At 43.2% G+C, this 17,600-nt stretch carries 19 protein-coding genes; 1 reads left to right on the top strand and 18 read right to left on the bottom strand.

What is annotated here, in order from left to right:
* Positions 1 to 34: 34 nt before the first annotated feature.
* The 3 genes from argF to JOD03_RS08005 form a co-directional block, all read right to left on the bottom strand.
* Positions 35 to 997 carry an ornithine carbamoyltransferase gene (argF, locus tag JOD03_RS08015; protein WP_204590330.1) on the bottom strand — a complete coding sequence of 321 codons (963 nt, stop codon included), beginning with the start codon at positions 995 to 997 and terminating at the stop codon, positions 35 to 37.
* 150 nt (positions 998 to 1,147) lie between these two features.
* Positions 1,148 to 2,239 (bottom strand): M42 family metallopeptidase, encoded by a 1,092-nt coding sequence (locus tag JOD03_RS08010; RefSeq protein WP_204590329.1) that lies wholly within the window; start codon positions 2,237 to 2,239, stop codon positions 1,148 to 1,150.
* Positions 2,240 to 2,305: 66 nt separating this feature from the next.
* Positions 2,306 to 2,794 carry a dUTP diphosphatase gene (locus JOD03_RS08005; RefSeq protein ID WP_204590328.1) on the bottom strand — a complete coding sequence of 163 codons (489 nt, stop codon included), beginning with the start codon at positions 2,792 to 2,794 and terminating at the stop codon, positions 2,306 to 2,308.
* A 91-nt stretch (positions 2,795 to 2,885) separates the two neighbouring features.
* On the opposite strand from JOD03_RS08005, the gene JOD03_RS08000 reads away from it, so the two are divergent.
* Positions 2,886 to 3,275: a sigma-w pathway protein ysdB gene (locus JOD03_RS08000; protein WP_239584901.1), complete on the top strand. Its 390-nt coding sequence runs from the start codon at positions 2,886 to 2,888 to the stop codon at positions 3,273 to 3,275.
* A gap of 11 nt (positions 3,276 to 3,286) precedes the next feature.
* On the opposite strand, the gene JOD03_RS07995 is transcribed toward JOD03_RS08000, so the two are convergent.
* From JOD03_RS07995 to mutM, 15 genes are all read right to left on the bottom strand, one after another.
* Complete coding sequence (locus tag JOD03_RS07995; RefSeq protein WP_338032453.1) at positions 3,287 to 3,547, bottom strand: DUF1294 domain-containing protein; 261 nt, start codon at positions 3,545 to 3,547, stop codon at positions 3,287 to 3,289.
* Positions 3,548 to 3,845: 298 nt separating this feature from the next.
* Positions 3,846 to 4,205, bottom strand: coding sequence for a 50S ribosomal protein L20 (rplT, locus tag JOD03_RS07990; protein ID WP_094944136.1), 360 nt, complete (start codon positions 4,203 to 4,205; stop codon positions 3,846 to 3,848).
* A 36-nt stretch (positions 4,206 to 4,241) separates the two neighbouring features.
* The gene (gene rpmI, locus JOD03_RS07985) at positions 4,242 to 4,442 is read right to left on the bottom strand and encodes a 50S ribosomal protein L35 (RefSeq protein WP_094944135.1); all 201 of its coding nucleotides are present in this window, start codon (positions 4,440 to 4,442) and stop codon (positions 4,242 to 4,244) included.
* 31 nt (positions 4,443 to 4,473) lie between these two features.
* Entirely contained in the window at positions 4,474 to 4,992 is a 519-nt protein-coding gene (infC, locus tag JOD03_RS07980) for a translation initiation factor IF-3 (protein ID WP_338032455.1), read from the bottom strand.
* Between the two features lie 251 nt (positions 4,993 to 5,243).
* On the bottom strand, positions 5,244 to 7,178 hold the full coding sequence (thrS, locus tag JOD03_RS07975) for a threonine--tRNA ligase (protein WP_204590326.1): 1,935 nt from the start codon (positions 7,176 to 7,178) through the stop codon (positions 5,244 to 5,246).
* A 312-nt stretch (positions 7,179 to 7,490) separates the two neighbouring features.
* Complete coding sequence (locus tag JOD03_RS07970) at positions 7,491 to 8,204, bottom strand: ABC transporter ATP-binding protein (protein ID WP_204590325.1); 714 nt, start codon at positions 8,202 to 8,204, stop codon at positions 7,491 to 7,493.
* The gene (locus JOD03_RS07965; protein ID WP_204590369.1) at positions 8,201 to 9,760 is read right to left on the bottom strand and encodes an ABC transporter permease; all 1,560 of its coding nucleotides are present in this window, start codon (positions 9,758 to 9,760) and stop codon (positions 8,201 to 8,203) included. The genes JOD03_RS07970 and JOD03_RS07965 overlap by 4 nt, the downstream gene beginning before the upstream one ends.
* 598 nt (positions 9,761 to 10,358) lie before the next feature.
* Complete coding sequence (locus tag JOD03_RS07960) at positions 10,359 to 11,426, bottom strand: Fe(3+) ABC transporter substrate-binding protein (RefSeq protein WP_204590324.1); 1,068 nt, start codon at positions 11,424 to 11,426, stop codon at positions 10,359 to 10,361.
* 93 nt (positions 11,427 to 11,519) lie between these two features.
* Positions 11,520 to 12,464 carry a primosomal protein DnaI gene (dnaI, locus tag JOD03_RS07955; protein ID WP_204590323.1) on the bottom strand — a complete coding sequence of 315 codons (945 nt, stop codon included), beginning with the start codon at positions 12,462 to 12,464 and terminating at the stop codon, positions 11,520 to 11,522.
* 5 nt (positions 12,465 to 12,469) lie between these two features.
* A complete protein-coding gene (locus tag JOD03_RS07950; protein ID WP_204590322.1) occupies positions 12,470 to 13,804 on the bottom strand; it encodes a replication initiation and membrane attachment family protein in 1,335 nt (444 codons plus the stop codon).
* Positions 13,805 to 13,818: 14 nt separating this feature from the next.
* Positions 13,819 to 14,286 (bottom strand): transcriptional regulator NrdR, encoded by a 468-nt coding sequence (gene nrdR, locus JOD03_RS07945; protein WP_204590321.1) that lies wholly within the window; start codon positions 14,284 to 14,286, stop codon positions 13,819 to 13,821.
* Positions 14,287 to 14,387: 101 nt separating this feature from the next.
* Positions 14,388 to 14,762: an adenosylmethionine decarboxylase gene (gene speD, locus JOD03_RS07940; RefSeq protein WP_204590320.1), complete on the bottom strand. Its 375-nt coding sequence runs from the start codon at positions 14,760 to 14,762 to the stop codon at positions 14,388 to 14,390.
* Positions 14,763 to 14,973: 211 nt separating this feature from the next.
* Positions 14,974 to 15,993, bottom strand: coding sequence for a glyceraldehyde-3-phosphate dehydrogenase (locus JOD03_RS07935; protein ID WP_204590319.1), 1,020 nt, complete (start codon positions 15,991 to 15,993; stop codon positions 14,974 to 14,976).
* 111 nt (positions 15,994 to 16,104) lie between these two features.
* Positions 16,105 to 16,707: a dephospho-CoA kinase gene (gene coaE / locus JOD03_RS07930; protein WP_204590318.1), complete on the bottom strand. Its 603-nt coding sequence runs from the start codon at positions 16,705 to 16,707 to the stop codon at positions 16,105 to 16,107.
* Between the two features lie 9 nt (positions 16,708 to 16,716).
* Complete coding sequence (gene mutM / locus JOD03_RS07925) at positions 16,717 to 17,589, bottom strand: bifunctional DNA-formamidopyrimidine glycosylase/DNA-(apurinic or apyrimidinic site) lyase (protein ID WP_204590317.1); 873 nt, start codon at positions 17,587 to 17,589, stop codon at positions 16,717 to 16,719.
* Positions 17,590 to 17,600 lie beyond the last annotated feature (11 nt).

The raw sequence follows: 17,600 nt of genomic DNA, 5'->3' as shown, positions 1-17,600 counted from the left end.
AATGTTCTATAGCGGACACCTGCCGTTTTAGAAATTATAAGAGTGAGGCTAGTACTGCCTTTTGTGCATGTAAACGATTTTCAGCTTGTTGGAATACATAAGAATTCGGTCCATCTATCACACTCGCTGTCACTTCTTCTTCGCGGTGCGCAGGAAGACAGTGTAAAAATACATAATCCGACTTTGCATGCGCAACTAAGTGATCATTTACTTGGAATTGTTCAAATGCTGCAAGTCGTGCTTCCGCTTCTTGTTCCTGTCCCATCGATGTCCACACATCTGTGTAGATACAGTCGGCAGATTTCACAGCTTCCACAGGATTGCTTGTCACTGCGTATGACCCTCCATTGGTAATGGCAAGTTTTGAGATCTTTTCACTGATCCACTCAACAGGTTCATACCCTTTCGGAGATGCGATATGAATATGCATCCCCATGTGCGCTGCGGCAATGGCTAAAGAGTGCGCGACATTGTTGCCATCTCCGATATACGCAAGTTTTTTCCCTGCAAGTCCTCCTTTAACTTCTTGAAGAGTGAGAAGATCGGCAAGTGCTTGGCACGGGTGAAACAAATCAGTCAACCCATTGATTACTGGAATCGACGCATGCTCTGCAAGTTCTTCTACCATCTCGTGGGAATTTGCACGAATCATAATACCGTCTAAGTAACCGGATAATACTTTCGCAGTATCTGGAATGCTCTCTCCGCGTCCGATTTGTAAATCCCGAGAATGCATAAACATACCATGCCCTCCTAACTGTTGCATGCCTACTTCAAATGAAATACGCGTGCGTGTCGAATGCTTCTCAAAAATCATTCCAAGTGTCTTCCCTGCAAGAAGTGGAGGGCATTTTTCTTCTTTTGTTAAAAACTTCAGATTTATTGCTAGTTCAAGAAGTTCTTTTACTTCTTCAGTTGAGTAATCAAAAAGTGTCAACAGATCCTTCCCTTTCAAACTCTCTATAGGTTTAATGTTCACCCATTCTAACAACTTCATATTGCCTCATCTCCCTAAAATGTATATTCATGTACTTTATATTATAAATATACATAACAGTGTATGTCAATGCATGAAATAAAATAACCCCTGCAGTTATCACAAAAGGGAGCGAACTCGCTTTCGTGTAACCCAGGGGTTAAACTTCTATTAGTTGAACTTCAATGTCTCAACCGTATCTTTATCCAATTTTTTAATGACTTCAACAATCAATTTCACAGCATTTTCGTAATCGTCACGATGCAAAATACCTGCATGCGAGTGAATGTAACGTGTCGCAACACCGATTGCAACTGCTGGTACTCCATTCATCGTCAAATGAATTGCACCTGCATCTGTACCGCCTCCAGCAATTGTTTCGAACTGGTACGGGATACCTGCTTCATCTGCTGTGTCAACAACTAGGTCACGCAATCCTTTGTGAGAGACCATAGAAGCGTCGAACAGGACGATCTGAGGACCTTCTCCCATTTTTGACGTTGATTCTTTTGGTGTAACACCAGGTGTGTCACCTGCGATACCGACGTCAACTGCGAATGCGATATCTGGTTGCACTTTCATAGCTGCAGTTTTCGCACCACGTAGACCCACTTCTTCTTGCACTGTTCCAACACCGTAGACCGTGTTTGGATGTTGTTGATCTTGAAGGCCTTTTAAAACATCAATCGCAATGGCACAGCCGATACGGTTATCCCATGCTTTTGCAAGAAGCAATTTCTCATTGTTCATCACGTGGAATTCGAAATAAGGTACAATCATGTCTCCTGGTAATACACCCCAAGACATTGCTTCCTCTTTAGAAGAGGCACCGATATCAATAAACATATCTTTGATATCTACTGGCTTTTTACGAGCTTCTGGTGATAAGATGTGAGGCGGTTTTGATCCGATGACCCCAGTAATGTCCCCTTTTTTACGCGTAACAATCGTCACACGCTGAGCAAGCATGACTTGATTCCACCATCCACCTACTGGTTGGAAAAATAAGAATCCTTTGTCGTCGATACGAGATACCATAAAGCCAACTTCATCTAAGTGACCTGCGACCATGATTTTCGGTCCATCTTCTGTAGAACCAGTTTTTTTCGCAATCAAGCTACCTAAATTGTCATATGAAATTTCATCAGCAAATGGCGTGATGTACTTTTCCATAACCTCTCGTGCTTCACGCTCATTGCCTGGAATTCCGCGTGCATCTGTTAAATCTTTTAGCATTGTCAATGTTTCATCTAGCTTCGTCATTATTTCGACCTCCTAAACAATCTATTCCCATTATACGAAAAGACTGAATAGAATGTAAACAACAAGTTAGTATCCTGTCTGTTGTCTAGTATAATTTACTTCATTTTTGGCGTGGTACGCCTCGACTACTTCATCCGTTGTGAACCCAAGAAGTCGTGCAATTTCTGCATAGCCTTCCCATATTGAGGTATAGTTTTTTGCAGACGGCACTTGTTGGAAATTCGAAATTCCTTTGTAAGTCGCTAGAAATGCTTCATTTACATCCATATATTCTGCTCCGATTGGCCATTCAATGAGCTCATCGGCAAGTGACTTTTCAATTCCTATCGAGAGCAGGAAGTGAATCGAATCCACATATTCTTCGAGAATAATCGCTTTTTCAGAAGGCCCCTTATCACTCCAAAACTTGAAACTTCTCGTTTCGTTGGCCAGTTCTCCAAGTTCTACTAATAGAGCAATCACTTTTCGGTCAAAAACATCTTCTTCAATACCACGTTTTTGTTCAATATAGCTATCTAATTCTCGTTGCATCTTCACTAAAGATTGGAGATTCAAAGTTTTTCACACCTTTTTCAAATAGTTTGAAACCAAATCAATTTTGGTTCGTATAGATAATGGAATGGTTATGTATAAAGGGAGTGGTGTCATGATATTTCGGCTCGTACTGATAGTTGTTGTCGCCTACGCATTGTATAAAGTCATGCGATATTTACTCGATCCAAAACGAAAATTGGATGAAGCGGTGCAACAGGAGTCCTACTATTTTTATGACGACAGTAAAAATGCGCGAAAAAACTTTTTGATCGCGTACCAAGGTGCGTTATTTGAAGGTGAAAAATACCTCGGCACAACAGAAGACGCATTCGACGTCGTCTCCATTTTTGTCTGGGCACATGACGCTACAAAACTGCAAGGAATGACGCGTGAAGATTTTTTATTCCTTGAAAAAGAGATTCAGCTTAGCTATCCAAATGCCGTAATCAGCTGGAAGAACCCAATCGAACAGTTGATGAAAGGTTACCGAGAGTCCGTGTAAACGGGCTTTTTTTAATTGTAGAGATATACAAGTAGAAACAGTTGTGCTACGGCAAGCATTAAAAATCCGATTCGGAAAGATGTATGTTTGGTCTTATGACGAAACATTTGCATCCCCGCGTAAGCACCTGGTCCTCCTCCAAGAATTGCGAGCAACCACAGTGTTTTTTCAGGAATACGCTGCCCTCCTTTTTGTGCTTGTCGTTTGTCATGGCGCATTGTGAATAGTGCAGCGATCGACATCCCAACGACGATGATCCACATGTATTCCATGTTTAGACGCCCCCTTTCTTTACTTAGTGTATAGGAAAATTACCGGAGGAACAAAACAAAGTTACGAGTTGATTCGTAACTAGTTTTCCCCAAGAGCAAGTTGTGCGCAATGGAGGGGCTGACTCCGGAGGGATTAAAAGCGGAACGTGAGACCCCACAGGCGTATTCTTCCGCCGAGGAGACTCACGATGCGCCCTCGGAAAGCAGCCCCGGAATGGAGCACAACTTGCGCTATTAAATAAAATGCTAAACAAAAAAGCTCCCCTTCCATAAAGGAAAGAGAGCTCATAGCTTGAACTTATTTGTCCATTGCTTTTTTAGCAGCATCTGCTAACTGAGTGAATGCAGCAGCATCCGTTACAGCTAGGTCAGCTAACATTTTACGGTTAACTTCGATACCTGCTAATTTAAGACCGAACATTAAACGGCTGTAAGAAAGACCATTCAAACGTGCTGCCGCGTTGATACGTGTGATCCATAATTTACGGAAATCACGTTTCTTTTGACGACGGTCACGGTATGCGTACATACCAGACTTCATAACTGCTTGGTTAGCAACTTTATAAAGTGTGTGTTTTGAACCGTAGTATCCTTTAGCTAATTTAATGACTTTTTTACGACGCTGACGCGTTACTGTTCCACCTTTTACACGTGGCATATTAAACAACCTCCTGCTATTTCATTTATAGTCGAATTACTTCATGTACGTTAATAGTGTGCGGATGCGCTTGTAGTCGCCTGAAGAAACTACTTTAAGCTTGCGAAGTTTACGTTTCGCTTTTGTAGATTTGTTTCCAAATAAGTGGCTACCATATGCACGGTCGTGCTTAAGTTTACCAGTACCCGTCTTTTTGAAGCGCTTAGCTGCTCCACGGTGAGTTTTCATTTTCGGCATGTCGAATTCCTCCTAAACAATTTCTAAATGCTTATTTCTCGTTCTTTGGCGCTAAAACCAAGAACATGCTGCGTCCGTCCATTTTCGGTTTCTGCTCTACAGTAGAAACCTCTGCACATGCTTCTGCAAAACGATCAAGGACACGTTGTCCAATCTCTTTATGCGTAATCGCACGGCCTTTGAATCGGATCGATGCTTTCACTTTGTCCCCTTTTTCAAGGAACTTAATGGCATTACGAAGTTTCGTTTGGAAATCATGTTCGTCAATCGTCGGGCTCAAACGAACCTCTTTCAATACAACGATTTTTTGATTTTTACGAATCTCGCGATCTTTTTTCTGCTGTTCGAATTTGAATTTACCATAATCCATAATACGAGCAACAGGTGGCTTGGCTTGAGGGGCCACAAGGACAAGGTCTAAGTTAACGCGAGCAGCAATCTCGAGTGCTTCGTTACGTGTTTTGAGTCCAAGCTGATCACCATTTTGGTCAATTACACGAATTTCTCTTGCACGGATGCCTTCGTTTACATACATGTCTTTGCTAATAATAATCCACCTCCAAATAGTATCGCGAATACAAGGTCGGGTATGAAGTGCAGTTGCTATTCACAACTTGTACCCATATAAAAAGCGGGCAGACATCTCTGTCTGCCCGCCGCTATACGACATGCAAAATTGCATGTGAAAGTCGTTCTTGTGCGAACCAGTCAACAAAGAGTCGAACAGGTGAGAAGCGGGCAGCCTCTTCTTATACCACAAACATGTATTCAATAACCTTATTTACTATAGCACCTGAACAATCAGTTGTCAACAGATGACTGCACTTCTTTTACAATATGCGCAAAGAAGTCTTCAATTGCCATGCTCTCTGATTTTTGTTCGCCGTATTTACGGACGTTCACTTCGCCTGCTTCTTTTTCTTTATCCCCAAGAACCAGCATGTACGGAATCTTTTGCATCTGGGCCTCACGAATCTTGTAGCCAAGTTTCTCTTCACGGTCATCAATGTGTACTCGGAAGCCTTTTGATTTGAATTTCTCTTCTAATTGCTTCGCGTAGTCATGGTGTACTTCGTTTGAAACCGGAATAATCTGTACTTGGACTGGAGCCAACCATGTTGGGAATGCCCCTTTGTACTCTTCAATAAGGAAGGCAACAAAGCGTTCCATAGTAGAAACGACTCCGCGGTGGATAACGACTGGGCGATGTTGCTTTCCATCTTCTCCGATATAGTTCAAGTCAAAGCGTTCTGGAAGAAGGAAATCAAGTTGTGCAGTCGACAACGTCTCTTCTTTTCCAAGAGCCGTCTTGACCATGACATCAAGCTTTGGTCCGTAGAATGCTGCTTCGCCTTCTGCTTCATAGTACTCAAGGCCAAGCTCGTCCATCGCTTCTTTTAACATCCCTTGTGCACGTTCCCACATTTGATCGTCATCGAAGTATTTCTCAGTGTCAGCCGGATCTCGGTATGACAAACGGAACGAGTAATCTTCTAAGTTAAAGTCTTTGTATACTTCTAAGATTAATTGAACAACGCGTTTGAACTCTTCTTTGATCTGGTCTGGACGAACGAAGATATGCGCGTCATTTAAAGTCATGCCGCGAACGCGTTGCAGCCCGGATAGAGCACCTGACATCTCGTAACGGTGCATTGTGCCAAGCTCTGCAATGCGAATCGGCAAGTTCCGGTACGAGTGAATGCCGTTCTTGTAAATCATCATGTGATGCGGGCAGTTCATCGGACGAAGAACGAGCTCCTCATTGTCCATTGCCATCACAGGGAACATGTTTTCCTGATAGTGATCCCAGTGACCACTTGTCTTGTACAGTTCCACACTTGCCATGACTGGAGTATACACATGATCATAGCCAAGCTGTACTTCTTTGTCGACGATGTAACGCTCGATAATGCGGCGGATTGTTGCGCCTTTTGGTAGCCATAACGGGAGACCTTGACCAACTTTTTGGTTGTTCATAAACAGGTCGAGCTCTTTTCCGATTTTGCGGTGGTCACGTTCTTTTGCTTCTTCAAGTAAACGAAGATGTTCATTCAGATCTTCTTTAGTGAAGAATGCAGTCCCGTAAATACGCTGAAGCATCTTGTTGTCACTGTCTCCTCGCCAGTAGGCACCGGCAACGCTCAATAATTTGAACTCTTTTAACTTCCCAGTTGATGGGACGTGTACACCACGACAAAGGTCGAAGAATTCACCTTGTTCATAAATCGATACTTGTTCATCCGCTGGAATCGCCTCAAGCAATTCGAGTTTATAAGGATCCTCAATTTCAGAAAAACGTGCATAGGCTTCGTCACGCGATACATCGTGTCGTGTGATCGCAATATTTTCGTTAATGATTTTTTTCATTTCTTTTTCAATTGTAGGAAGATCTTCAGATGTGATGGCAGTCTCCGAATCAATATCGTAGTAGAATCCACCTTCAATGACTGGACCTACACCAAGCTTTGCATCTGGATATAGTCGTTTCACAGCTTGCGCTAACAAATGGGCGGATGAATGACGTAAAATTTCAAGTGCGTCGGGTGCGTCGGGTGTGATGATTTCCATCTTTCCACCTTCAGCAAGCGGTGCTTTCAAATCAACAAGTTTGCCATCGATCTTAGCAGCGAGCGCTTTTTTTCGAAGTCCTGGACTGATTGACTGAGCAACATCTTCCATCGTTGTGCCTTGTTCAAACTCCTTAACAGCGCCGTCTGGATAAATCAATTGAATCATACGAATCTCTCCTTTTCATGTGGTGCAGAACGCAAAAAATCCCCGTCCCAATAAAGGGACGAGGAATAAATTCGTGGTTCCACCCTTCTTCTGTCTACACGGATGCAGACGAAGCTCTACGTCGGATAACGGCCGGTGCCGGTATGCATTGGTTTGCATACTGTTCAGAGGTGGTAATTTAAGGGCTATCCATAAGAAGCTCACAGCCTAGGCTTCTCTCTCTAGAATGGCAGGACCAAAAATCATGTCCTCGTCACTACATGTAACGATTATGAAAATTAGTATACCGATACGGGCACGATTCTGCAAGACTTATTTCAAGATGACCTCTGGACGCTTGAGTGGTGTACCCAACATGTCGCAAGGGCGGCCAATCTTGGATATCTTTCCTTTGTCGAGTTTGACGATGCGATCCGCAATCGTATGTGCATCATCTTCATCGTGTGTCACAAAAATCGAAGTGATCTGAGCACGTTTTAAAATCGAGTACAATTCTTCTCGGATTTTGTATTGCAGTTCTTTATCTAAATTTGAGAATGGCTCATCCAGCAGTAACAACTTCGGATTTGGCGCTAAAGCACGTGCGAGAGCCACACGTTGTTGCTGCCCGCCACTCAGTTGATGCGGATACCGTTTCTTATATTCCGTCATCTCAACTAATTCCAACACTTCATTTGCACGCTTCAATCGGTCCGTGCGTGATAATTTGCTAAGACCAAATTTCACGTTATCGAGCACTGTCATATGTGGGAAGAGCGCATAGTCTTGGAACACCAGTCCAATCCCCCGCTTTTCGGGCTGCACGAAATGATTCCCATCAAACAATACGTCATCGTATAATTGAAATTTTCCTTTTGAAGGAATTTCAAGACCTGCTAAGATCCGAAGCATTGTGCTCTTTCCACTTCCACTTCGTCCGAGTATCGAAATCACTTCTCCAGTCTCGATCGACATCGAAAAATGATCAATTGCTAAGTCTTTGCTGTTGCGGTACGAAAAACATACATCTTTTATCTCAATCGTCATTTCGCATCCTCCTTATCCAGAAGTTTATAAAACACAAAGATGGCCAAGGCACTCATCGCGATGATGATAATGGACGGTTGACTCGCTTGCATGATTTTTTCATCGCTGGCATACTGGAATGCTTTTGTTGCGAGTGTATCAAAGTTAAATGGACGTAAAATCAGCGTTAGTGGTATTTCCTTCATAATATCAACAAACACTAGGATGAAGCCAGAAATAATAGCTCCTTTTAATAATGGGATGTCTACCTTGAAAAATGTCTTTGTCACCGAAGCGCCGAGCATTCGGGAAGCCAAACTAAAATTGACACCAATCTTATCGTAGCCTGATTCAACCGCATTGTAGCCGATTGCAAAGAATCGCACGATGTACGCTACAATTAGCATCACGACGCTTGTGCTCAGTACAAGTGACGAGCTAAAGCCCCATGCTGTATAGAGAGGCACGAGTTGACGATCTAACCAAATGAACATCGTCACGATTGCCACGGCAATGACCGCTCCTGGAATCGAGTACCCGACAATTGTAAACTTCGGCAAGATTTTTCCGATACGTCCTCGTGTGAAGCGCTGGAAGTTCCCAACGATTAATGCGCCAATGACAATTACAAATGCAGCTACTCCCGCAACATATACCGAGTTTCGAATGTACGTTGTAAATTCACCATTAGGAATGGATCCCCATGTCAATACGAACCAATCGACAAGTTGAATGACAGGAATCAAGAATGCCAAGCTGAAAATAAACGTTACATAACCGAATGCTCCCCATTTTTTAAACCCCTTCAGTTGGACTTTCGGAAGCGGATTGACTTTTGTGTTCGAGTAACTAAATTGTTTTGTTCCGCGTAACAGCTTCTCAATTACGAGCATCAACACAACAAACGTCATCAAAGATCCTGCTAGCTTGATTGCTGCATCTATATCCCCGAGTCCAAACCAAGTTTGAAAGATTGCTGTACTAAACGTCTGGATGCCATAGTATTTCACAACACCATAATCATTAAGCACTTCTAGTGATACTAAGCTTACCCCACCAATAATGGCAGCACGTGAGATTGGCAACACTACTTGCAAGAAGATAGACCATGGCCCTTTTCCAAGTAGTTTAGCGCTTTCAACAAGTGACGCCGCTTGCTGGGACAAGAATACTCGTGTGATGGTGTAAACATATGGATACAGGAACATCGTATAAATGAAAATAGCTCCTGGAATATTCATAATGTCAAAGAACCGCTGATCGACTTGAACATCGAAAACGTTCCGTAATGTCGATTGGATGACACCTGTGTAGCTCACCATACCTGAGTATGTATAGGCCGCTATGAACGGTGGAATTGACAATGGTAGAATCAACGCCCATTTGTAGAACCGACTGAGCGGAAATTCATACTGGGCAATCAACCAAGCAAGACTCGTTCCAATTACAATGGTTCCAATTGCCGTATAGAAGACCAACAGGAAAGTGGTTTTCATATAGTTCCACAGCATATATTCTTGAATATGCTCCCAGTTCTCACTTGCTGGTGCTATTAGTCCACTGATAATGGGTAGCATAGGTGAGAGTAAGGAAAGCACGATGATGACCGAGAGAATAGTCCACCCGTTCAAGTAATACGATAGTTTTCTCACGTGGCTTCAGGCCCTTCTGAAATCCGATTTCTTCGCGAGTTTCATTATAGCATGACCACTGCCCTGGTGTATGTGAAATGATACTCATTCTCGATGAATGTTCACAACTTAGCAACTATTTGGTTTTTGACCCCCCTACGGTCAGGTCACCTTTTCCTGGGGGAGTTTCCCTGAGCCTCCCCACGTAAGCTGAAAGAAGAACACTTTCAGCTTCGTTGCCGGGTCTCAGGAAAACTCCGATTGCCCGGGAAAAGGCAACCTGACCTCCGGGGGTTCAAATTTAAAGTAATTAGTTTCCATAAAATCATTTGTGGCGCTAAACGAGGGTCTGCGGTCGTTAAATACCAGTTCACGGTCTTTAAATGTATGATTACAGTCGTTAATTGCCGGCTCTCGGGCCTTAAAGAAGTAGAAGGTGACAGGTATCTTTTGCCAGGAAAAGGTGACCTGACCGTAGAGGTTCAAACTTTCAGGACAAATCAAGAGTACTAAAAGAGCCCCCCGAAATGGGAGGCTCACTGTATTATTTCCAACCTACTTGGTTGAAGATCATAATTGTTTTTGCATTGTTCGTACCAAGCTCAGACAAAGGAATATCTTGCTCTTTGAACTCGCCCCAAGACTGAAGAAGTTCAGAAGCTGGTACACCTTCATTTACTGGGTATTCATAGTTTGTTTCTGCAAACACTTCTTGTGCTGCATCTGCTGATAAGAACTCAAGAAGCTTAATAGCATTCTCTTTGTTTTTCGAACCTTTTACAACACCCGCACCTGAAATGTTCACGTGTGTTCCAGTTGTTTCTTGGTTCGGGAAGAAGACGCCTAAGTTTTCAGCGACTTTTACTTCTTCTGGGTCTTCAGAGTTTAACATTTGCCCTAAGTAGTATGTGTTCATGATGGCAACATCACCAATACCAGCTGCGATTGCTTTCGCTTGGTCACGGTCTCCACCTTCAGGGTCACGCGCGAAGTTATTTACTAAACCTTCTGCCCACTCAGTAGCTTTTTCTTCTCCATCGATTGCGATGAATGAAGCAAGTAGTGATTGGTTGTACACATTTTCAGATGAACGGATCAACACGCGGCCATTCCACTCGTCTTCTGTTAATGCTTCATATGTTGAAAGGTCTTCCGGTTGAACAGTGTCTTGGTTGTATACAAGAACACGTGCACGTTTTGTTAGACCAAACCATTGGTTGTCTACATCACGGTATTTCTCAGGAATTTGCTCATTTAAAACATCACTTTCCGCTGCTTCCAAAACGCCTTCTTCTTTCGCACGGAACAAACGACCTACGTCAGCTGTGTATAGAAGATCTGCTTCAGTTGCTTCGCCTTCACGCTTGATGCGCTCGAGCAGCTCATCAGCTTCACCTTTGATTACGTTTACTTTGATTCCAGTTTCTTCAGTGAACTGTGCATATAATTCGTCATCCACATCGTAGTGACGGCTTGTATAAAGGTTTACTTCGCCAGACTCCTCAGTTGCTGCTGGTTCAGTAGAAGATTCTGTTTCAGCTGGCTCGTTGGTAGAAGAACAAGCTGCTAGGAATAGTGCCAAGATGGCAATCAGTGAGAATAATTTCTTCATGATATAGCTCCTTTTTAATTGATAATGAATTTCATTTCCATGGATTAGTATAGCGTCATTGAGAATGAAAATCAACAAAAAAGACGAAAAAGTTTAGTAACTTTCTCGCCAGTTCTTTCCTTGCAATTGTATAGGAGTTGTAAGAGCTTTGATTCGTTCCATGATACGTCCTGCTTTCACAGGCTCTTTTTCACCTCGTTGCGTGGTTGTAAAATGGTGTTTGAGTTCATCATACGTAAAGTTTGAAGAGATGAATGTTGGAAGTCCTTGAGCCATTCGATGTTGCAAAATCGTGCCGATAATATCATCCCGGGTCCAACTCGACATAGTCTCTGCTCCTAGATCATCAAGCATCAATACAGGTGCATTTTTTACCACTTCCATCTTCTCACTAAGAGAATTCTCTTGAATGGACTGACGCATCTCACGCAGAAACTCAGGAACGTAGACTAAGACCGTAGCAACTTGACGGTCTGCTAACTCGTTTGCAATCGCCCCGAGAATATAGGATTTGCCGACACCAAATGGCCCGTGCACATAAAGACCTTTCGTCGGAAATTCTCCTGAGGATTCATACGAATCTATAAACGTTTTCGCAGCGCGAATTGCGAGCACGCGCGAACCATCCGTCAAATCGACATTCGAGAAAGTGGCCTGCAACACGTCTTTTGGCATATGCATACTGTGTATCATAGCAGAAATCGATTGGCGCTCGTCTTCGATGCGGCCGTTTCGGCAACGAAGATAATCAAGTTCAATACGTCCTCTTCCCATTACAAGACGCGGTTCGAAGCCTTTAATCAGATTCACACAACCGGCAACATTGGGACAGCCTTTGCAGTCGTGGGTCTGCTCGATGTATTCATACAGTTTGCTCATACTCGATTCCAATACAGCAGGAGATACTTCCGCCTCATTTTCTTGTAGAAACTCTTGGATATCTCGATTTTCTAATACTTCTCGTTTCATTTCTTCCATTCGTGTCGCAAACGAAGGATTTGAAATCATCCGTTTAAGCGTTCGATTGATGGGTTCCACTTCGATCACCGGCCTTTCGTTGCGCTGATTTCAGCAAGCAACTTTTGACGTTCTGCTTCTATATCTATAGAGTCATCCACTTTACTAGCTTTTGGTTTTTGATCTAACCAGTCCGGAACCTTCTCTTGACGTTTGTATGGTTTCCCGGATGCACTTTGAGCGGTCTCCCCATTTTTCCATTTCATGTATTGCGTATGTTCTTTACGCGCAAGTTCCATCGCTTCTTTTGCAGTCTTGACATTTTTACGCACCCAATGCGAGGCAATTTTTTCAGCGAACGATTTCGTGAGTTTCATGTCCGTCCGCAACATGACGTATTGGATGAGAACATTGATCACACCGACTGGCATTTCGTAAACGGTCGCAAATCGATTGACCAGTTCAACGTCTGCTGGGAACGGTTCTTTTCCACCCGCACTATCACGAAGCACATCAAGCGGCGCACTTTCCTCTAGATAAACAAGATACTCTTGTTCTTTTGAAAGTTTGGGAGACGCCGATTCTGGAGAATTCTCCCGTTGCACTTCAGGTGTTTTCATTGATTGCAACCCGATTTGTTCCCTCGCATGCAATTTGAAATAATCTTCACAAGATTTTTTTAGACGCTCCGGAGAGATCTTTGTCGGATCGTCGACTGCGAGGAGAATAATTTTTTGCATATCGAGCGGTGAAAAACTATATAAAAATGCAAGCTTTGCAATCAGTTGTTTAATGTCCGTCGTCAGCAATTTTCTTGGTAATAGATGCTCACTTAATCCGTCGAGTAGGAGTTGGAAGTCAAATTCATGCTCAAACTCATAATTTTGTGTTTTGGGTTGGCGGATATCACGTGTAGCACGCGTATTTTTTAAGTTTGGTTGGAATACATCCGTGAATGTGCGAGTCACTTCTAGTGCAGATGATTTCCACGTGTTAGAAGGTAAATAGCGTTTTTCAAGATTTTTAAACCCTTGATCGCCTACTTTATTCCATAGAAACACGGATAATAACGGGTCAGCAAAAAAACTTTGAGGTGAAAGTGGCTTTTGAACTTCGTAATAGAATGTCCGTGTTTCACCAGAATCACTCCGCCAAGTGCGTAGTAGACCGATTGCCTCCAAATGCGCGCGTGCTTCAAAGATTCGATTGATTGATAAGGATAGCGCATTCATCAAAGTATAGTGTGAATACTCTACTTGTTGAGTTCCCGTCATCGTCCAAAGGTGCTGATACAGTGTAAAAGCTTCCGGACCAATAAGTGGTTGATAAAGTAGCGTTACTGTTTGTAGATCGTCACTGGATAGAGGAGCAGCGACACGGGTTTGAAAGTGATCCATCGGTTGCAGTTCGTTGTGTACCATCTGCTCTCCTCCTTTTAGTGTTGAGTGGGGTTACGTTTTAAAAGTTCACGGACCTCTTCCATGAACACATTGATGTCTTTAAATTGACGGTAGACAGATGCAAAGCGTACATATGCGACTTCATCGACAGCCGCCAATTTTTCCATGACTTGCTCGCCCACCACTTCAGATTTGATTTCCGAATTGCCTGTACGACGCAGTTCTTTCTCAATCGTAAAAACGACTTCTTCTAATTGTTCGAGTGTCACCGGGCGTTTTTCACATGCACGGATCAAACCACGTAACATTTTTTCTCGACTGAATTCTTCACGCGAGCCATCTTTTTTCACGACGATGAGTGGGGTTTCTTCTACTTTTTCAAACGTTGTAAACCGAAAGCCGCACTGCTCACATTCTCGTCTTCTTCGGATGGATTTATTTTCGTCAACCGGTCGTGAATCGACTACTTTCGTGCCGTTGTATTGGCAGGAAGGACATCTCATAATTAGCGCTCCTATATGCTCGTATTTCATTCATTATACTAAAGTTAGGCCTATTCTGCACCCACAGAAAAAGCAGAGGGAGATTCCCCTCTGCTTGTAAATTACACAGTTTGTAATGATTTTGCTGCAACTGGGCCCATACCACGTGGAAGCTCAATCAATTCACGCGTTTTCGCGTTCAAAGCTTCGGCAATATAATTGGCTGCAATTGTTGGATCTAGGTCACCGCATGTATAAACATCGATACTTGCGTAACCGTGTTCCGGAAAGCTGTGAATCGTTAAATGTGATTCAGAGATGATGACGACTCCACTTACACCTTGTGGCGCAAACTTGTGAAACGCAACTTCGCGGACTTCCGCACCTGATTTAAGTGCAGCATCTACAAAAGTTTGTTCGATGAAGTTCATGTCATTCAGCTTGTCAAAATCGCATTCCCACAGTTCAGCAATGATGTGACGTCCCATTGTTTCCAATGTCCGTTTCCCCCTTTGACTGGATTTTTTAATCAAAGTGACTACCACGGGGGAAAGTTAGTCCAGAGAGGTCCTAACCCTTTAAGTAGCCGGTGCTATTTGGCACGATTTTCATTATAGGACGCCTTGTCGGGAAATGCAATAGAATTTTGATTTTCTAGTAAAAAAGAAGCCTCTCCATTAAGAGAGACTTCCATTCATCCGTACACTATTAAGCTGTAATAGCTTCCAAAGATTTTGCGACACGCTGTGTTAAATCTACAACACGTGCAGAGTAGCCCCACTCGTTATCGTACCAAGCAAGCACTTTTACTTTGCGCTCACCGATTACCATCGTTGTTAACCCATCAACCGTAGCAGAAGCAGTCGTTGTGTTGAAATCAACGGATACTAATGGATCTTGCGTAATTGCTAAAATCCCGTTCATTGAACCAGCTGCCGCTTTTTCAAACGCCAAATTCACTTCTTCGACCGTCACATCACGCTCGACATCCACAACTAAATCAACTAGTGAAACGTTAGGTGTAGGAACGCGAAGTGCTAGACCATGCATCTTCCCTTGCAACTCTGGTAACACTAATGTTAGGGCTTTTGCAGCACCTGTAGAAGTTGGAATGATCGATTGTGCACATGCACGTGCACGACGAAGATCTTTATGTGGGTTGTCTAAGTTATTTTGATCATTCGTGTATGCATGAACTGTTGTCATCAAACCGTTTACAATGCCGAATTCATCATTTAATACTTTCGCTACAGGAGCTAGACAGTTGGTTGTGCAGCTAGCATTTGAAATAACGTCATGCTTTTCTAAATCAAGTTTGTCGTCATTTACACCTAAAACGACCGTGATGTCTTCATTTTTACCAGGAGCCGTCAAAATGACTTTCTTTGCACCAGCTTCTAAGTGAAGAGCTGCACCCGAGCGCTCGTTGAACTTACCCGTTGCTTCGATGACGATGTCGACACCCATCTCTTTCCATGGAAGGTTTGCTGGATTGCGATCGCTCACGATTTGAATGCGCTTTCCATTTACGATAAGCGCGTTTTCAGCTGTTTCGACTTCCCCTTGGAAAGTACCATGTACTGAATCGTAGCGAATCAAATGTGCTAGAGTTTCAACTGGGTAGCTCGCGTTGATTGCTACAATGTTTACATCATCCTTTACAATCGCTTGGCGGAAAACCATGCGTCCAATTCGTCCAAAACCGTTAATCGCAATAGAAGCTGTCATATATACCGTTCCTCCTGTTAACTATGTGATACTAATTCACTTAATATGCAATTAGTATAACACATTCGAGTCGTTATGGTACGCTAATCCAAACATTCTAAAAAAGTTCAATTATTCTGAAAGCGATTTCATCCAGTTGCTCACAAGTGCATCTACTTGAGCCTCTAATTCTTCTAAAGTTCCATCATTTCTAATCACTTCATCCGCCCATTTGGCTTTATCATCGATTGATAACTGAGAATTCATTCGCTCCAGAGCCTCTTGTTCAGACAACCCATTCCGAGCCATCAGACGATGCTTCTGAATCTCTCTAGAAGTAGCGACAACCAAGATCTGCTCTACAAAATGTTCGAGCTTGCTTTCAAACAATAATGGAATGTCTAAAATCACGATTTTCTTCCCATTTGCCAGATGGTGATCTTTTTGACGAAGCATTTCCTTTCGAATTGCAGGATGGATAATGCCATTTAGTAGGGCACGTTTCTCTTCATTCCCGAAAATTTGGCGCCCGATTTCTTCTCGGTTCATCGTGCCATCTGCATGAAGTGCACTTTCTCCGAATGCTTGTGCAATTTTCTGTAACGTTTCACTTCCTGGCTCGACGACTTGGCGGGCAATCAAATCTGCGTCGACTACTGGAATGCCATGTTCTTTGAAACGATTCGCTACCGTACTTTTGCCGGTAGCGATACTTCCTGTTAATCCAATAATCATAGGGCCCTCCTATTTCTGACAGGTCGGACAGTAAGTAGATGTCCGGCCCCCAATTACTTTTTGTTTTGTGGCTGTGCCGCAGGTCGGACAAGTCTTCTTGCCGTACATCTGTAAAAAGTGTTGCATACTTCCGGCTCCTCCATTGACGTTACGGTAATCCGAAATACTACTTCCACCTCGTTCGATACTCTCACGAAGGACAGCGACAATTGCTTCATAAAGAGCCATTTTCCGTGCCGTTGAGATGCGTCCCACTTTTCGACTTGGGTGGATGCGCATGCGGAATAGTGCCTCTGTTGCATAGATGTTTCCGCACCCTGAAATGACGTGACCATCCATGATGAACTCTTTAATAGGTTTATTAATGTATTTTGTGCGCTGTGCCATCTCTAAATAATGCGGTAACCCTTCCTCCGCAAATGGTTCAGGCGCCATTTGTAAAAGTGGCGGATGATCTGAGATGTCATTCAGTAAACGCATTTCCCCGAAACGGCGAATATCGGAATAGACTAGTAAATAGCCACCGGACAGTTCGAACACGACATGAACATGATTACGAAACTTAGTTTCTGTTATTTCATCAAGAGAATGTACAGGAAACCAGGCTCCTGTCATCCCTAGATGGCCAACAAGAACGGCAGCGCCTTTTTCGTTCATCAAATCAAAGAACATATATTTAGAGCGACGGATCAAACTGGTAATCCGGTAGCCGACCATCGCGTTTTGAAAGTCTTCAGGTGTAGCGCCTTTAATAATCGCTTGTTTTCCCTCTATATGACTCTTCCTCACTTGATCTGACACATGGACGGCCACAATCGTTTGGTCGATGACAAAGGGGCGAAGGGATTCGACGACCCCTTCGACTTCTGGTAGTTCGGGCATTGCGTTCTCTC

This window comes from Chryseomicrobium aureum (assembly GCF_016909155.1).
Classification (GTDB): Bacteria; Bacillota; Bacilli; order Bacillales_A; family Planococcaceae; genus Chryseomicrobium; species Chryseomicrobium aureum.
Note: the sequence above shows the minus strand (reverse complement) of the source record. Positions and strands in the feature narration are given on the sequence as shown.